The organism is Actinomycetospora endophytica (assembly GCF_021026375.1).
GTDB classification, from domain to species: Bacteria; Actinomycetota; Actinomycetes; order Mycobacteriales; family Pseudonocardiaceae; genus Actinomycetospora; species Actinomycetospora endophytica.
In genome coordinates this window covers 139054-154157 of the sequence record NZ_JAJNDB010000006.1, presented here as the reverse complement: position 1 = coordinate 154157, position 15104 = coordinate 139054, and the positions used below count along the sequence as shown (strand labels likewise).

The 15104-nt window shown below is 73.8% G+C and carries 16 protein-coding genes; 9 read left to right on the top strand and 7 right to left on the bottom strand.

The genetic code is table 11. The features are described 5' to 3' along the window. The 3 genes from LQ327_RS24420 to LQ327_RS24410 all read left to right on the top strand — a co-directional run bounded on the left by LQ327_RS24420 (position 1) and on the right by LQ327_RS24410 (position 3695). Positions 1-495, top strand: coding sequence for a cupin domain-containing protein (locus tag LQ327_RS24420; protein WP_230738379.1), 495 nt, complete (start codon positions 1-3; stop codon positions 493-495). 79 nt (positions 496-574) lie between these two features. After that, positions 575-2581: an MFS transporter gene (locus tag LQ327_RS34980; protein ID WP_230738378.1), complete on the top strand. Its 2007-nt coding sequence runs from the start codon at positions 575-577 to the stop codon at positions 2579-2581. A 10-nt stretch (positions 2582-2591) separates the two neighbouring features. Further along, complete coding sequence (locus tag LQ327_RS24410) at positions 2592-3695, top strand: branched-chain amino acid aminotransferase (RefSeq protein ID WP_230738377.1); 1104 nt, start codon at positions 2592-2594, stop codon at positions 3693-3695. Between the two features lie 98 nt (positions 3696-3793). Here the strand turns inward: LQ327_RS24410 and LQ327_RS24405 are convergent, their stop codons facing one another. Then, positions 3794-4672: a LysR family transcriptional regulator gene (locus LQ327_RS24405; RefSeq protein WP_230738376.1), complete on the bottom strand. Its 879-nt coding sequence runs from the start codon at positions 4670-4672 to the stop codon at positions 3794-3796. Positions 4673-4773: 101 nt separating this feature from the next. On the opposite strand from LQ327_RS24405, the gene LQ327_RS24400 reads away from it, so the two are divergent. Next, a complete protein-coding gene (locus LQ327_RS24400; RefSeq protein ID WP_230738375.1) occupies positions 4774-5517 on the top strand; it encodes an SDR family oxidoreductase in 744 nt (247 codons plus the stop codon). On the opposite strand, the gene LQ327_RS24395 is transcribed toward LQ327_RS24400, so the two are convergent. The 4 genes from LQ327_RS24395 to LQ327_RS24380 are packed head-to-tail and all read right to left on the bottom strand — an operon-like array spanning position 5518 to position 8630. Continuing rightward, positions 5518-6411, bottom strand: coding sequence for an adenosylcobinamide-GDP ribazoletransferase (locus LQ327_RS24395; protein WP_230738374.1), 894 nt, complete (start codon positions 6409-6411; stop codon positions 5518-5520). After that, the gene (locus LQ327_RS24390) at positions 6408-7364 is read right to left on the bottom strand and encodes a nicotinate-nucleotide--dimethylbenzimidazole phosphoribosyltransferase (RefSeq protein ID WP_230738373.1); all 957 of its coding nucleotides are present in this window, start codon (positions 7362-7364) and stop codon (positions 6408-6410) included. The genes LQ327_RS24395 and LQ327_RS24390 overlap by 4 nt, the downstream gene beginning before the upstream one ends. A 46-nt stretch (positions 7365-7410) precedes the next feature. After that, on the bottom strand, positions 7411-7974 hold the full coding sequence (locus LQ327_RS24385) for a bifunctional adenosylcobinamide kinase/adenosylcobinamide-phosphate guanylyltransferase (protein WP_269070882.1): 564 nt from the start codon (positions 7972-7974) through the stop codon (positions 7411-7413). Next, on the bottom strand, positions 7971-8630 hold the full coding sequence (locus LQ327_RS24380) for a DUF3043 domain-containing protein (protein ID WP_230738372.1): 660 nt from the start codon (positions 8628-8630) through the stop codon (positions 7971-7973). Before LQ327_RS24380 ends, LQ327_RS24385 begins: the two co-directional genes overlap by 4 nt. Positions 8631-8731: 101 nt before the next feature. Here LQ327_RS24380 and LQ327_RS24375 point away from each other — a divergent pair, with 101 nt between their 5' ends. The 3 genes from LQ327_RS24375 to LQ327_RS24365 all read left to right on the top strand — a co-directional run bounded on the left by LQ327_RS24375 (position 8732) and on the right by LQ327_RS24365 (position 10109). Next, positions 8732-9283 (top strand): glycerate kinase, encoded by a 552-nt coding sequence (locus LQ327_RS24375; protein ID WP_230738371.1) that lies wholly within the window; start codon positions 8732-8734, stop codon positions 9281-9283. Between the two features lie 63 nt (positions 9284-9346). Next, complete coding sequence (locus LQ327_RS24370) at positions 9347-9538, top strand: hypothetical protein (RefSeq protein WP_230738370.1); 192 nt, start codon at positions 9347-9349, stop codon at positions 9536-9538. 196 nt (positions 9539-9734) lie between these two features. Then, a complete protein-coding gene (locus tag LQ327_RS24365; protein ID WP_230738369.1) occupies positions 9735-10109 on the top strand; it encodes a HesB/IscA family protein in 375 nt (124 codons plus the stop codon). A 167-nt stretch (positions 10110-10276) separates the two neighbouring features. Here LQ327_RS24365 and LQ327_RS24360 read toward each other — a convergent pair whose 3' ends face one another. Both LQ327_RS24360 and asnB read right to left on the bottom strand, forming a co-directional pair. Beyond that, positions 10277-11266, bottom strand: coding sequence for an adenosine kinase (locus LQ327_RS24360; RefSeq protein WP_230738368.1), 990 nt, complete (start codon positions 11264-11266; stop codon positions 10277-10279). Positions 11267-11379: 113 nt separating this feature from the next. After that, positions 11380-13317, bottom strand: coding sequence for an asparagine synthase (glutamine-hydrolyzing) (asnB, locus tag LQ327_RS24355; protein WP_230738367.1), 1938 nt, complete (start codon positions 13315-13317; stop codon positions 11380-11382). Between the two features lie 327 nt (positions 13318-13644). On the opposite strand from asnB, the gene ctaC reads away from it, so the two are divergent. Together ctaC and LQ327_RS24345 are read left to right on the top strand one after the other, a co-directional pair. Continuing rightward, positions 13645-14544 (top strand): aa3-type cytochrome oxidase subunit II, encoded by a 900-nt coding sequence (ctaC, locus tag LQ327_RS24350; protein WP_230738366.1) that lies wholly within the window; start codon positions 13645-13647, stop codon positions 14542-14544. A 42-nt stretch (positions 14545-14586) separates the two neighbouring features. Continuing rightward, on the top strand, positions 14587-14985 hold the full coding sequence (locus LQ327_RS24345) for a cytochrome c oxidase subunit 4 (protein ID WP_230738365.1): 399 nt from the start codon (positions 14587-14589) through the stop codon (positions 14983-14985). Positions 14986-15104 lie beyond the last annotated feature (119 nt).

Below are 15104 nucleotides of genomic sequence, written 5' to 3'. Positions count from 1 at the left end.
ATGAGCTTCCCGACGGAGATCCCGGACTCCGAGCCGGGGCTCTACCGCTACCGCGCCGACGCCGAGCAGGCCGGACCCGCGATCTTCACCGCCCCCGGCGACGTCCTCGGGGGCGGGTTCGGGCTGTTCGAGAGCGCCGCCGACCCGGGCCGGATCGGCGCGGTGCCGCACTACCACCAGGGGTTCTCGGAGTCGTTCTGGGTGATCTCCGGGCGGCTCGCGGTGATGAGCGATTCGACCTGGCAGGTCCTCGGCAGCGGGGACTTCGCCCACGTCCCCGTCAACGGGGTGCACGCGTTCCAGGCCGTCGGCGACGAGCTCGCCCGTTTCCTCATCCTGTTCGTGCCGGGCGCGCCGCGCGAGGAGTACTTCCGTCGCCTCGCGGAGTGCCTCGAGCGCGGGGCGAGCGCCGCGGAGATCGACGCGATGGCGCTCGAGTGCGACCAGGTCAACCTGCGCGACTGGCCGGCCTTCGAGGACCGTTTGGAACTGTGACGCCCGAGTCATCGACGAACCTTTACTTAGCTCGGTACAACTAAGTGGGTCGGGATTCGTCGCGTCGGTGGAGGTCGTCGTGCAAGCCGCGGGAGCAAGTCCGTTCCGGCAACCCAAGGCGGTCTGGGCGGTCGCCTTCGCCTGCGTCATCTCGTTCATGGGCATCGGGCTGGTCGACCCGATCCTGCCCGCGCTCGCCCAGCAGCTCTCCGCGACGCCCGCGCAGGTCTCGCTGCTGTTCACCAGCTACCTGCTGATCACCGCGGTCGCAATGCTCGTGACCGGCTGGGTCTCGAGCCGCATCGGCGCGAAGGCGACCCTGATCGGCGGTCTGACGATCATCGTCGTCTTCGCGGCGCTGGCCGGACTGTCCGGCTCGATCGGCGAGATCGTCGGCTTCCGGGCAGGCTGGGGACTCGGGAACGCGCTGTTCATCGCGACCTCGCTGGCGGTGATCGTCGCGAGCGCCAGCGGCGGGTTCGCCGGCGCGATCATCCTCTACGAAACCGCCCTCGGCGTCGGGATCGCGCTCGGTCCGCTGGTCGGCGGGCTGCTCGGCTCGGTGAGCTGGCGGGCGCCGTTCTTCGGCGTCGCCGTGCTCATGGCGATCGCGCTGGTCGCGACGCTCGTGCTCCTGGACAGGACGCCGAAGCCGGCCGAGAAGATCGGCCTGCTCGACCCGATCAAGGCGCTGCGCCACCGCAGCCTCGCGACGATCGCCGTCACGGCCTTCGCCTACAACTGGGGCTTCTTCACCCTGCTCGCGTACTCGCCCTACTCGATGGGCGATCTCGGGCCGCTCGGCCTCGGCGGGGTGTTCACCGCCTGGGGCGTGCTCGTCGCGCTGTTCGCGGTGTTCGGCGCGCCGGCCCTGGAGCGCCGTTTCGGCACCGTCCGGGTCCTCTACTTCGTGCTCGGGCTGCTGGCGCTCGACCTGCTGGTGATCGCGATCTGGCAGACGACGCCGGCCGTCGTGATCGGGGCGGTGATCGTCGCCGGCGCCATGATCGGGCTCAACAACACCCTGGTCACCCAGGCGGTCATGTCGGTCGCGCCGGTGCCGCGGCCGGTCGCGTCCGCCTCCTACAGCTTCGTGCGCTTTCTCGGCGGTGGTCTCGCGCCGTGGGTCTCCGGGCTGATCGCCGAGGCCTTCCTGCCGAACACGCCGTTCTGGGTCGCGGCGATCGTCGTCGCGCTCGGCGTGCTGGTGCTGTCGACCGCGCACCGGCTGCTGCGTCGGGCCGAGACGTCCTCGGAGTCCGGTGATGATGTTCCCGACGAGGTTCCCGGGGTCCTCGAGCGGCCGGTCCTCGTGGCGGTCGACGACGCGCCCCACACCGACGAGGTCGTCGCGGCCGCCGCGCGCCTCGCCCGCACCGTGGACGCGCCGCTGCTGCTGGTCCACGTGCCCGAGGACGCCGTCGCCGGGGACGCACTGCCGGTCGGCGACGACCGCGGGGTGCTGACCGGCCGCGTCGCCGAGCTCACCGCCGCGGGGCTGACGGCGGTGGCCGAGTCGCTGCCCCCGGTCGGCTCGCACGACGCCGTCGGGATCGCCCTGGCCGACCTGGCCCGCCGTCGCGACGCCCGCGCCGTGGTGGTCGGCAGCCCGCACGGTGGTCCGCTCGCCGCGCTCGCCCGGCCCAGCGCCGACCGCGGCCTCTGGGAGCGCGCCGACCGGCCCGTGATCGTGATCCCGGCGGGGATGTCGGCTCGGTCCGGCGTCAGCGATGGCACAACGCTGCCATCTGACGAGCGGACGGAGCCACCCACGCCGGAGCTGACCGGCCACGTCGTCGACCACACCGGACGGCCCGTCGACGCCGTCCTCACCCTCGTCGACGGCGGCGGCCACCAGGTCGCCCGCACGACGACGGGTCCCGACGGCGCCTACCGGATCGCGGCGGGCCCGGACGCCGGGTCGGGCCTGCTCGTGGTCCGCGGCCGGGACGGGGGCTCCGCACCCGCCGTCGTGTCGGTGGTCCTGGGCGTTCCGGCCACCCACGACGTCGAGCTCGACACCGACGGCGCCCGACGCCCCGGGGCGACCCGGCGGACGGTGCCCGTGAACGGGAAGGCGGTCTAGGGTGGCGACCATGTCGAGCACGGCCTTCGCGCGTCTCCCGCACCCCGGTCCGGCGACCGAGGAGCGGGTCGCGGAGGTACTCGCCGCGCCGAGCTTCGGCAAGTACTTCACCGACCACATGGTCACGGTGTCCTGGGACGCCGCGCGCGGCTGGCACGACGCCACCGTCGGCCCGTACCAGCCGCTGTCGATCGACCCGGCCTCGGTGGTGCTGCACTACAGCCAGACGATCTTCGAGGGGCTCAAGGCCTACCGGCAGCCCGACGGGTCGATCGCCTCCTTCCGCCCCTGGGCCAACGCCGAGCGGATGGCCCTGTCCGCGGAGCGCCTGGCCATGCCGCCGCTGCCGCAGGACCTCTTCCTCGACTCGATCCGCGAGCTGCTCACGGTCGACGCCCGATGGGTGCCCGCGGCGGGCGGCGAGGAGTCGCTGTACCTGCGGCCGTTCATGTTCGGGTCGTCGTCCGGGCTGGGGGTGCGCCCGAGCGAGGAGTACCTCTACCTGCTCATCGCGTCCCCGGCCGGCGCCTACTTCCCGCGCGGACTCGCCCCGGTGAGCGTCTGGCTCTCGACCGACTACGTGCGCGCCGCCCCCGGTGGCACCGGCGAGGCGAAGTGCGGCGGCAACTACGCCGCGTCGCTCGCCGCGCAGGCCCAGGCCTCCGCGCAGGGGTGCGACCAGGTGGTGTGGCTCGACGCGCTCGAGCACCGCTGGGTGGAGGAGATGGGCGGGATGAACCTGTTCTTCGTCTTCACCGACGCGGACGGGAACACCGAGATCGTCACCCCGGAGCTGTCCGGGTCGCTGCTGCCCGGCATCACGCGCCGCTCGCTGCTCGAGCTCGCCCGGGAGGACGGCGCGAAGGTCACCGAGCGCCGAATCTCGACCGACGAGTGGGAGAAGGAGGTCGCGTCCGGGGCCCTCACCGAGGTGTTCGCCTGCGGGACGGCGGCCGTGATCACCCCGGTCGGGTCGGTCAAGTACGACGGCGGGTCCTTCGAGATCGGCGACGGCACGCCCGGCCCGGTCACCGCGCGGCTGCGCGAGCGCCTCACCGCGATCCAGCGCGGCGCGGCGCCCGACCCGCACGGGTGGATGGAGCGCCTGGCCTGATCCGCGGGGTCGGCGTCGCGCTCACGGCGCCGCCTTCGGTGATCATCAGCACGTGAGGCATGCCGAAGGGCGCTCGACCATGCGTGGTGTGCCCTTCGTCAGCCCGGACCCAGGCACGCCGCCGCGATCCGGACGAACTCGGTGACCAGGGCGCGCCGGTCACCCGCCCGGGTGGCGAGCACGACCGACACCGGCTCGACGTCCTCGACGGGGATCGCCACCAGGTCGGGCCGGAGCGCCCCGTCGAGGACCGCACCCGTGGCCAGTGCGACGGCCTCGCCACCGGCCACCACCTCGAGGCGGTCCTCCGGGGTCCCGACGACGGGTCCCGCTGGTGCGGGTCCGCCGTCGGGGCGCGGCTCCACCCGCCAGAACGCGGCGAACGCGGGATCGGGGTCGGCGAGCCGGGCGAGCGGCTCCTCGGCGAAGTCCGCGAGGCGCACCGCGTCCCGGCCGGCCAGGCGGTGCTCGCGCGGGACCAGCAGCACCCGGGACTCGTCGCGGACGCGGACGACCTCCAGGCCGTCGGTCGGGAACGGCAGTCGGGCGAGCACCACGTCGACCCGATGGCCGAGCAGCGCCGCACGCGGCTCGTGCCATTCCAGGTGCAGCGTCCGCACCTCCACCTCCGGACGGGCCTCCCGCAGCGCCCGCACCCCGGCCGTCACGAGCAGGGCCGAGACGTGCCCGACGACGAGCCGGTCCGGGCCGTCCGCGGCCCGCGCGGCCGCGACGGCGGACCGGGACGCCGACAGGGCCTCCCGCGCCGCCGGGAGGAACGCCTCCCCGGCCGCCGTCAGGCGGGTCCCGCGGGTGTCCCGGTCGAACAGCCGCGCGCCGACCTGGTCCTCGAGCCGGCGGATCTGGCGGCTCAGCGCCGGCTGCGCGATGTGCAGGGCCTCGGCCGCCCGACCGAAGTGCCGGTGCTCGGCGACGACGACGAACGCGTGCACGAGCCGGAGATCGAGGTCGTCCACGAGGCCAGCGTAGGCCGCTGTGCTGGGGTGATGCCGGTCAGGCATGAGTCGGCGGTGATCGGTCTTGGACGCCGGCCCCACGACGGGGCGAGCGTGGCGGCATGGGACGCCACGACGGAGCGACGGTGCTGATCACCGGGGGGACGAGCGGGATCGGGCTGGCCACGGCCCGCCTGCTGCACGACGACGGGGCCCGCGTGACGGTCACGGGGCGCAGCCCGGACTCGCTGGAGGCCGCGCGAAAGGAGCTGGGGCCCGAGGTCACCGTCCTCGCGAGCGACATCGCCGACCCGGATGCGACGGACGCGCTGGCCGCCGAGGTCCGCGACACCCTCGGGGAGATCGACCTGCTCGTCGTCAACGCGGGGGTCACGGCGTTCGCCGCGTTCGACGAGGTCACCGAGGACGACTACGACCGTCTGTTCGCGATCAATGCCCGGGGCCCGTTCTTCCTCGTCCAGCGGCTCGCCCCGCTGCTGCGCGCGGGCGGCGCCGTCGTCGTCACCACCTCCGTCGCGAACGTCAGGGGCCTGCCCGGCTCGAGCGTCTACGCCGCGACCAAGGCCGCCGCGCGCTCGATGGTGCGCTCGCTGGCCCGCGAGCTGCTGTCGCGCGGCGTGCGCGTGAACGCGGTGAGTCCCGGACCGATCGACACCGGGATCCTGGAACGGACCCTGCCGGCGGCCGCGGCCGAGACCACCCGCGAGCAGATGCGGTCGGTCAACCCGATGCAACGGTTCGGGCGCCCCGAGGAGGTCGCGGCCGCGGTGGCGTTCCTCGGGTTCGACGCCACGTTCACCACCGGCGCCGAGCTCGTCGTCGACGGCGGCGCCTCCCAGCTGTGATCAGCCCAGCGCGAGGACGGCGACGGCGGCGGTGACGGTGACCTCGCAGACCCCGCCGAACACGTCGCCGTTCACCCCGCCGAGGCGTCGGATCGCGTGCCATGACAGCCCGACGGCGGCGAGCGCGGCCACGACGATCGCCACCGGTCCCTGCCAGAGCCGTCCGGGCACGACGAGGACGGCCACCCCGGCGAGGACGACTCCCCAGCCGAGGGGCACCGCCGGCGGCTGGCTCCCGGCGACGAGGGCCCCGAGCCCACCCGGGGCGGCCGCCGGGACGCTGCGGCGCGCGCACCACGTGAACGACGCCCGCCCCGCGGCCCACGCGAGCGCCACGGCCGGCACCCCGAGCGGCCCGCGCCCGACGATCTCGGGCAGCGCCACCGCCTGCGCACCCAAAGCCACGATGAGGGTGATCACGCCGAACGCGCCGGTCGACGGGTCCTTCATCACCGCGAGCATCCGCTCGGGTCCGCCGTAGCTGCCGAGGCCGTCGGCGAGGTCGGCGAGCCCGTCGAGGTGCAGCCCGCGCGTCAGGCCGGCCGCCACCGCCACGCCCGCGATGCCCGCGAGCAGCGGCGGCGCGCCGAGTGCGAGCACCCCGGTCACCACCCCGGCGACGATCCCTCCGACCAGCAGCCCGACGACGGGTGCGAGGACCAGCGCCCGGGCCGCCGCCAACCGCCCGGTGCTCCGGGCGCGCACGGGGACGACGGTGAACAGCGACAGGGCGAGGGTCGCCGCGTCGAGCCACGAGCCGCGGTCGGCGGACGCGGGGAGTCGCGGGTCGGAGCCGGCCGCCCCGCGATCAGAGCCCGACCCACCGTCGCGCCCGGACCCGGCGTCGGGACCGGACCCGCCGTCGCGCCCGGACCCGCCGTCGGGACCCGTCACGACCCGGCGGCGACCCGCGCGGCCATCGTCACCAGCGGGACCGCCGCGAGCGCGCCCGTCGCGGCGCCGGCGCGCAGGTCGAGCAGGAGCAGGGGGTCGAGGCCGAGCACCTCGAGGGCGAGGGCCTGGGCGGGCTCGGTGTCGCGGGTCGCGGCCTGCCACCAGGCGCGGGAGCCCGGGGCCCACGCGTCGGCGAGCAGCGCGGCGACGCACACCGCGGCGCCGTCGAGCAGCACCGGCGTGCGGCGGCGGGCGGCCTGGGCGAGGAACCCGACGAGCGCGGCGAGGTCGGCGCCGCCGGCGATGCGCAGCAGATCCTCCGGGTCGCGCCCCGCGGCCCGGCTGCGGCGCAGTCCGTCGCGGACGGCGGCGGCCTTGCGCATCCAGGCGTTGTCGTCGATGCCGCTCCCGCGTCCGACGACGGCGACCGGCTCGCGGGCGGTCATCGCCGCGGCGAGAACCGCGGTCGGGGTGGAGACGCCGACGGCGAGCTCGCCGGGGACGAGCAGGTCGGCGCCCTCGTCGACGGCGGAGTCGGCGGCGGTGCGCCCGGCGTCCAGGGCGGCACGCACCCCGTCGTCGCTCAGCGCGTCCTCACGGTCGATCCGGCCGCTGGGACCGTCGCCGACCTCGACGACGCGGACGTCGGCGCCGGCCACGGTTGCGAGCGCGTTGGTGGGCGCGCTGCCCTCACGGACCGCCTCGAGCCGGGCCGCCGTCTCCTCGGGCCCGAACGCCGAGACCCCGGCGGCCGCGATCCCGTGCTCGGCCGCGAAGAGCACCACCCGCGGCGACGACGGCGGACGCGCGGGGGAGCGGGCCTGGCAGGCGGCCAGCCACACGGCGACGTCCTCGAGGCGCCCGAGCGCGTGCGCCGCGAGCGGCAGGCGCGTCAGGTGGGCACGGGCATCGGCCCGCGAGGTCTCGTCCGGGGGTGCCACCGACGACGGCACGGGATGCTCCCTTCTCCTCGCCCGTGAGCACCGGCTTCAGCAGGACCTAGTGCTCACGAGGCGCCGCCACCTTAAGGGCCACCGGCAGGCCGGCCACCAGCAGGCGCACGTCGTCGCACACGGCCGCGAGCTCGGAGTTCAGCAGCCCGAGCTCGTCGCGGAAGCGCCGCCCCGCCGACGTCGAGGGCACCACCCCCAGCCCGACCTCCGCCGAGACCAGTACGAGCGGGCCGGAACGACGGGCCACCGCCTCGACCAGCGCCGCCCGCGCGGCCGCGACCGACGGCGCATCCCGCACCCATCCGGCGTCGTCGAGCAGCCCGGTCACCCAGGTTCCGAGGTCGTCGACGAGCACCGCGACGTCGGTCCGTTCCTGCACCACGGATGCCGTGACGGTCCCGTCCGGGTCCACGACGGTGTCCCACCGGGACGAGCGCCGCGCGCGGTGCACGGCGATCCGGTCGGCCCACTCGGGGTCGGAGGTGGGGTCGACGGCGCGCGCCGTCGCCACGTACAGCGCGGGGGAGTCCTCGTCGAGCAGGGACTCCGCCCAGGCCGACTTGCCGGAGCGGGTCCCGCCGAGGACGAGGGAGCGGACGGCCCGGGTCAGGAGACCGGCTCGCCGACGGTGACCCGCGGCGCGGGCATGCGCAGCTTGCGGATCTGGGTGGCGCGGGTGAAGGCGTACCAGCCGACCGAGAAGCCCTTGACCTCCTCGTTCGGGAACTTCGCGCGCACCCGGGCGAGGATCTGGCGGCCGAGCAGCGTTCCCTCGACGACCATCGCGGCGAGCATGCACAGGCACAGCAGGCTGCCGATGTTCTGGATGCCCTTGATCGGCACGACCACGGTCACGAAGATCAGCACCGCGAGCGGCATGAACAGGCCCATGAGGTGGCGCCGCGAGTCCACGAGGTCCCGGACGAAGGCCTTGACCGCCCCGCGGTCGCGCACCGGGAGCACCCGGTCGTCTCCCGCCGCCATCCGCTGCCGGCGCTCGGCGGCCGCCTCACGGCGCTGCTTCTTGTCGCCGCGCAGCGTCTTCGCGCGCTTCATCGCCTCGCGCTGCGTCTTCGGGGCCGGGGCCACCGGGCCACGACGACGGCCCTCGGCCTCGCGTCGCGAGCGGGTCGGGCGGCCCTTGCCGGTGCTCTGGCCGCGCTGCCCGCCGACGGAGACGACCTCCTGCTCCTCGGCGGCGTCGGTCTCACCGTCGGAGGGGGCGGGCGCGGAGGTGGCGCTGGAGCCGCGGCGCAGGAAGTTCACCCGCCCAGGATAGGGCACCCGGCGCACCACCCGGTCACCTCACAGCGTGCTTCTCTCCGAGCCCTCACCAGCGGAGCGTGCGCCCGCTACCGTGGCCGCCCATGCGCGTGCTCATCGCGCCGGACGCCTTCCGGGGCACGCTGTCCGGCGACCAGGCCGCGGCTGCCGTCGCGGACGGCTGGGCCCGCGGCGCAGCGGGCGACGAGCTGACCCGCTCCCCGATCGGCGAGGCCGCGGCCACGCTCGAGACGGCCGCTGACGACGCCCTGCCCGACCTCGTCGTCACCGGCGAGGGCAGCCTCGAGTTCCGGTCGCTGCGCGACTCCGCGCTGGCCGCGGTCTCGGCGGCCGCGATGGCCCGGGGCGTGCCGTGCATCGTGCTCGCCGGGCAGGTCCACGTCGGGCCGCGGATGGCGTTCGAGTCCGGGATCCACGGCGCCTACGCGACGGCGGCCGACGCCGGCTCGGTGGAGGCGTCGATGGCCGACCCGGCGGGAACGCTCACGACCCTCGCCGAGGGGATCGCGGTGCACTGGGGAGGCCGGCGGGGACGCACGGACCTGCGCCCGGAGCTGCTGCCCGACGCCCGGCCGAATCCCACGGTCCCCGGGCCGCGCGACCCCGGCGGCCAGGGCGCCGGACCCGGACTCTGACGCGGACCTCACACGGATCCGGCACCCCGCGGCGCAGCGTGGGCGCGCAGGAGGGTGAGGGTGATGGACGATCGGGACGACGCCCTGTCGGTGCTGATCATGGTCACCGGGCCGGTGGCGCTGGTGGTCTCGACCGGCTGGCAGGTCGCGTGGCTGGTGCTCCTCGCGGTGTTCGCCGTGCTGCGCCGCAGCGGGACGAGGTGGCGGGGGACACCCGCCCCGACGGCCCCGCCGCCGGATCCCGCCGGGGCGTGAGGCGTGGCGCGCGTCGCGTCCGTGCGCGTGATGGCGCGCCGACGATGTGACACCATGGAGATCGCAGGCGAGCCGCGCCGTGCCCGCCGGGATCCCGATCCGGGTGACCGACGGAGCGCGCCGCGCCGGGCGGGAACATCCCGCCGCCCGGCGGGGTTGCACGGCGAGGACCGCACCGGGAGCTCCAGGGAGAACCATGACCGTCGAGAACCCCACCGCCCCCGCCACCGAGGCGGCGCCGGGCGAGCACGGCGTCGAGCTGAGCGAGGCCGCGTCGAGCAAGGCGAAGGCCCTGCTCGACCAGGAGGGCCGCGACGACATGCACCTGCGCATCGCCGTCCAGCCGGGCGGCTGCGCCGGTCTGCGCTACCAGCTCTTCTTCGACGACCGCAGCCTCGACGGCGACCTCCTCCGTGACTTCAACGGCCTCAAGGTGGCCGTGGACCGGATGAGTGCGCCGTACGTGATGGGCGCCACCATCGATTTCGTCGACACCATCGACAAGCAGGGCTTCACGATCGACAACCCCAACGCGACGGGGTCCTGCGCCTGCGGCGACAGCTTCAACTGAGTCGCCCCTGGCACGACGAGAGCCCCGGACCCTGGGTGGGTCCGGGGCTCTCGTGTGTCTCCGGTCGGTCCGGCCCCGCCCCGCCCCGGAACGGACGAACGGCTCGTTCGTCACCTGTGAAGGTGACGAACGAGCCGTTCGTCCGAAAACGGGAGTGGAGATCAGCCTCAGCGGAACTCGGGCACGTCCGCGGCGACCTTGGCCTTGAGGTCCTCCGGGGGCTGCGCGCCCAGCTGGGCGACCACGTGCGAGGCGGCGACCGAGCCGATCCGGCCCGCGACCTGCAGCGGCAGCCCGTGGGTCAGGCCGTAGAGGAAGCCCCCGGCGTAGGCGTCGCCCGCGCCGGTGGTGTCCACCAGCTGGTCGGCCGGACGGGTGTCGATCTGGTACGTCGCGCCGCCGACCCCGTAGATCGTGGAGCCCTCGGCCCCGTGGGTCACGACGACGATCTCGCAGTTGCCGCCGTTGTCGCGCAGCAGCGAGGGGATGCCGTCGTCGCCGACCAGCGCGGCGACCTCGTCCTCGTCGGCGATGATGATCTCGACGTTCGCCGCGGCGAGCTCACGGAAGTACTCCCGGTGCCGCTCGACGCACCCGGCGTCGGAGAGCGTGAGGGCCACCTTGGCCTCGCTCTTCGCGGTCGCGTCGACGATCTTGCCGATCGTCTCGCGGGCGTGCTCGGTGTCGGCCAGGTAGCCCTCGATGAGGGTCACCGCCGAGCCGGCGACGTCGTCCTGCTCGATGTCGTCCGGGCCGAGCGCGGTGCAGGCGCCGAGGTAGGTGCCCATGGTGCGCTCGCCGTCGGGGGTCACGAGGACCAGGCAGCGGGCGGTCGAGGGCCCCGCCGTCGAGGCCGGGGTGGTGAAGGTCACGCCGTGGCTGCGGATCGACCGCGTGAACGACGCGCCGAGCTGATCGTCGTGGACCTTCCCGACGTAGCCGGAGTCCGCACCGAGCGCCGCGGCGATGGCGATCGAGTTGGCCACGCTGCCACCCGAGCGCTCCGTCGTCTCACCGGCCTTCGCGTACAGCGTCTCGGCCTGCTCCTGGTCGACGAGCGTCATGCCCCCCTTCGGCAGGTCGAAGGCGGTGATGGTGTCGTCGTCGGTCTGCGTGAGCACGTCGACGATCGCGTTGCCGATACCCAGTACGTCCATCGGGCTGGGCGCTCCTCTCCGTAGCGGTTACTCGTTTCGGATCAACGGACCACCGTAGGTGATGGGACCGGCCCGGACAGCCCGATCGTTGCGTCGGGCACTATCGCCGGGGATCACGCATAGACCGGGTACTGCGGCTCCGGGATGGCCGGGGTGATCCGGCCCTCGACGAAGATGCCGTGCCAGAGCATGAACACCAGCAGCGTCCAGATGCGCCGCGAGTGGTCGACGCCGCCGGCGCGGTGCTCGTCGATCATGCGCAGCACCGCGGCCTTGTCGAGGATCGCGTCGGTCTGGGAGTCCCGGACGATGCCGCGCGCCCAGTCGAGCATGTCGGTGGCCAGCCAGTGGCGGATCGGGACCGGGAAGCCGAGCTTGCGACGGTGCAGCACGTGCGGCGGCACGATCCCCTCGATCGCGCGGCGCAGCGCGTACTTGGTCGTGCCGTGCGCGATCTTCTGGTCCGTCGGCAGCGCCGAGGCCACGCGGAACACCTCGGGGTCGAGGAACGGCACCCGCAGCTCGAGCGAGTTCGCCATCGTCATCTTGTCGGCCTTGACCAGGATGTCCCCACGCAGCCACGTGAACAGGTCGACGTGCTGCATCCGGGCGACCGGGTCCCACGAGCCGGAGTCCGCGTAGATCGGCGCGGTGACGTCGGAGTGGGAGAGCTCGTCGTCGTACCCGCGCAGCACGGCGTCGAGCTGGGCCGGGAAGAAGTTGCGGGCGTTGCCGTAGTAGCGCTGCTCCAGCGGGAGCGCGCCGCGACGCAGCAGGTCCTTGCCGCGCACCCCCGTCGGCAGCCGGTCGGAGAGCGCCCCGGCGAGCTTGCGGACCGCGCCGGGCAGCCGGTCGAACGGCGCGAGCGAGAGCGGCTCCTTGTAGATGGTGTAGCCGCCGAACAGCTCGTCGGCGCCCTCGCCGGAGAGCACGACCTTGACGTGCTTGCGGGCCTCGCGCGCCACGAAGTACAGCGGGACGAGGGCCGGATCGGCCACCGGGTCGTCGAGATACCAGACGATGAGCGGCAGGACGTCCATCATCTCCTGCGCCGTGACGGTGCGGACGACGTGGCGGACCCCGATCGCCTCGGCGGACTCGGCCGCGACGTCGACCTCCGAGTAGCCGGCGCGCTCGAACCCCGTCGTGAAGGTGATCAGGTCCGGGTTGTGCTCGCGGGCGAGCGCCGCGATGGCCGTGGAGTCGATGCCCCCGGACAGGAACGCGCCCACGGTGACGTCGGCGCGCATGTGCTTGGCCACCGAGTCGCGCAGGACCTCGGTGATCTCCTCGTGGCGCCGGGTCTCCTCGGCCAGGTCGCCGCGGGCGATGGGGCGCTCGTCGAACCGCGGCGTGAAGTAGCGCTGCACGCTGACCGGCTCGCCGGGGACGACGGTGAACGAGCAGCCCGACTCGAGGCGCCGGATCGCGCGGTGCAGCGTCGCCGGCTCGGGCACGTACTGCAGCGTCAGGTAGTGCTGCAGGGCCGCCGGGTCCGGTGCCGCCGACGAGGCCCCCAGCGGCCCGAGCACCTCGAGCAGGCACTTCTTCTCGCTGGAGAACGCCACCCCGTGCGCGCCCGCGGCGAAGAACAGCGGCTTGATGCCGAACGGGTCCCGCGCGCCGAAGAGCACCCGGTCCCGGGTGTCCCAGATGAGGAAGGTGAACATGCCCCGCAGCCGCGGCACCGCGTCGGCGCCCCAGACGGAGTACGCGGCGACGATGGCCTCGGTGTCCCCGCCGGTGGCGAACCGGATGCCGTGGTCGCGGCCGAGCTCCTCGCGCAGCTCGAGGTAGTTGTAGATCTCGCCGTTGAAGACGATGCGGTAGCGGCCCGCGTCCGCGCCGTCGGCGGGGAACACGAGCGGCTGGTGGGAGTTCTCCACGTCGATGATGGAGAGCCGGTTGAAGCCGAGCGCGACGTCGTCGTCGTTCCAGACGCCCGATTCGTCCGGCCCCCGATGGCGCATGCAGGGCAACGCGGCATCGACGTCCGCCGCGTGCCGTACCGCCGTGCCCTCCGCCGTGATCCAACCCATCAGACCGCACACGCGGCCCAGTATGGCGAGGACGCCCGACGGTCCGAGGAGCGCCCACCCCGCCCCGGCCGCGTCGTCGACGGGCGTGCTCCCATCGGAGCGCAGGCCGAGGCGTGCTCCGGACGCGCATCCGGGGGACGCGCCCGGCCCCTCCGACAGCGCGTAGTGGTTGGCTCGGCTAGTCTCCCCGTGTCCGGACCGAGGGTGCCGTTGCCCGAGGTCGCACGGCCTCGAGGAGGGCAGCCAGCAGTGCGCCGAGCAGCGAGCGTTGCGCAGGCCGGGGAGGTGCCGTCCCGGCAGGACCAGCGGGGCCGGGGGTCGCAGCGTCGGACTCGACGGGTGACCCGCGCGCTCCAGCTCGCGGTCCTGGCGGGCGCCGTCGCGATCTTCTCCACGGGGTGCTCGGTCCAGGACGTGATCCGCTTCGGCTGGCCGGTGGGCGTCACGCCCGAGGCCACCATGATGCGGACGCTGTGGACCTGGTCGGCGATCGCGGCGCTGGCCGTCGGCGTCATCGTCTGGGGCCTCACCGCCTGGACCGTCGCGTTCCACCGTCGCAAGGCGGGTGACTCGGAGCTGCCGCGTCAGTTCCAGTACAACCTGCCGCTCGAGCTCGTGCTCACGGTGGTGCCGCTGATCATCGTCGCGGTCCTCTTCTACTTCACGGTCGTCGTGCAGAACGTCGTCGACCGGCAGCCGGCGGGCAACGAGCTCAAGGTCGACGTCATCGCCTTCCAGTGGAACTGGGACTTCGAGTACCCCGGGACCCGCCAGCCCACCGGGCAGCCGGTCTCCACGGTCGGCACGACGGCCGAGGTCCCGCTGCTGGTGCTGCCGACCGACCGGCCGATCTCCTTCACCCAGCGCTCCGAGGACGTCATCCACTCGTTCTGGATCCCGGAGTTCCTGTTCAAGCGCGACGTGCTGCCGGACCCGGAGAAGAACGACCAGAAGAACGTCTGGGTCATCGACAAGATCGAGCAGCCCGGGTCCTTCGTCGGGCGGTGCGCGGAGTACTGCGGCTCGTACCACTCGATGATGAACTTCGAGGTGCGGGCGCTGCCGGGCAACCTGTTCGACCAGTACATGCAGCTGCGGCAGAGCACCAACGCCGCCACGGGTCAGCCGTACACCGCGGCCGAGGCGCTCGCCCGGATGAACTGCGGACCGCTGTGCTCGCCGACCGCGGTGACCACGCACCCGTTCAACCCGGACCCGACCACCCGCCTGGCGTTCTGACATGGCCGCCACCACGACCACCGCTGAGAGGAGCGCGCGGCGATGAAGGTCGAGTCCCGCATCTTCGAGATCCTGACCGTGTTCTGCTTCGTCTGCGCGCTGGTGTACGGCCTGCTGTCGAAGGAGGCGGTCGGCATCGTCGGGCTGACGCTCACCGGCGGCCTGTGCCTGATCGTCGGCACCTACTTCCGGTTCGTCTCCCGGCGCCTCGAGGAGCGCCCGGAGGACAACCCGGAGGCGGAGGTCTCCGACGGTGCCGGCGACGTCGGGTTCTTCAGTCCCGGCAGCTACTGGCCCATCACCGTCGCGGGCGCCGTGGCCTTCACCGGTCTCGGGCTGGCGTTCTTCCAGTGGTGGCTGATCGTGCTCGCGGGCATCGGTCTGATCATCGCGGTCTGCGGGCTGGTGTTCGAGTACCACGCGGGACCCGAGGCCCACTGAGGCCCGCTACCTGCGCTCCGACCTGACGGGCGTCGTCGGCTCCGGCCGGCGGCGCCCGTCGTCGTCTCCGAGGTCTCCCGTCTCGTTGGACAACGGGACCATCAGGTACTTCTCCGATA

Bases quoted from the DNA above. Each gene is read 5' to 3' on its own strand.
- LQ327_RS24420 (WP_230738379.1), top strand. From the start codon at position 1: ATGAGCTTCCCGACGGAGATCCCGGACTCCGAGCCGGGGCTCTACCGC.
- LQ327_RS24410 (WP_230738377.1), top strand. From the start codon at position 2,592: ATGTCGAGCACGGCCTTCGCGCGTCTCCCGCACCCCGGTCCGGCGACC.
- LQ327_RS24400 (WP_230738375.1), top strand. From the start codon at position 4,774: ATGGGACGCCACGACGGAGCGACGGTGCTGATCACCGGGGGGACGAGC.
- LQ327_RS24375 (WP_230738371.1), top strand. From the start codon at position 8,732: ATGCGCGTGCTCATCGCGCCGGACGCCTTCCGGGGCACGCTGTCCGGC.
- LQ327_RS24370 (WP_230738370.1), top strand. From the start codon at position 9,347: ATGGACGATCGGGACGACGCCCTGTCGGTGCTGATCATGGTCACCGGG.
- LQ327_RS24365 (WP_230738369.1), top strand. From the start codon at position 9,735: ATGACCGTCGAGAACCCCACCGCCCCCGCCACCGAGGCGGCGCCGGGC.
- LQ327_RS24360 (WP_230738368.1), bottom strand. From the start codon at position 11,266: ATGGACGTACTGGGTATCGGCAACGCGATCGTCGACGTGCTCACGCAG.
- LQ327_RS24345 (WP_230738365.1), top strand. From the start codon at position 14,587: ATGAAGGTCGAGTCCCGCATCTTCGAGATCCTGACCGTGTTCTGCTTC.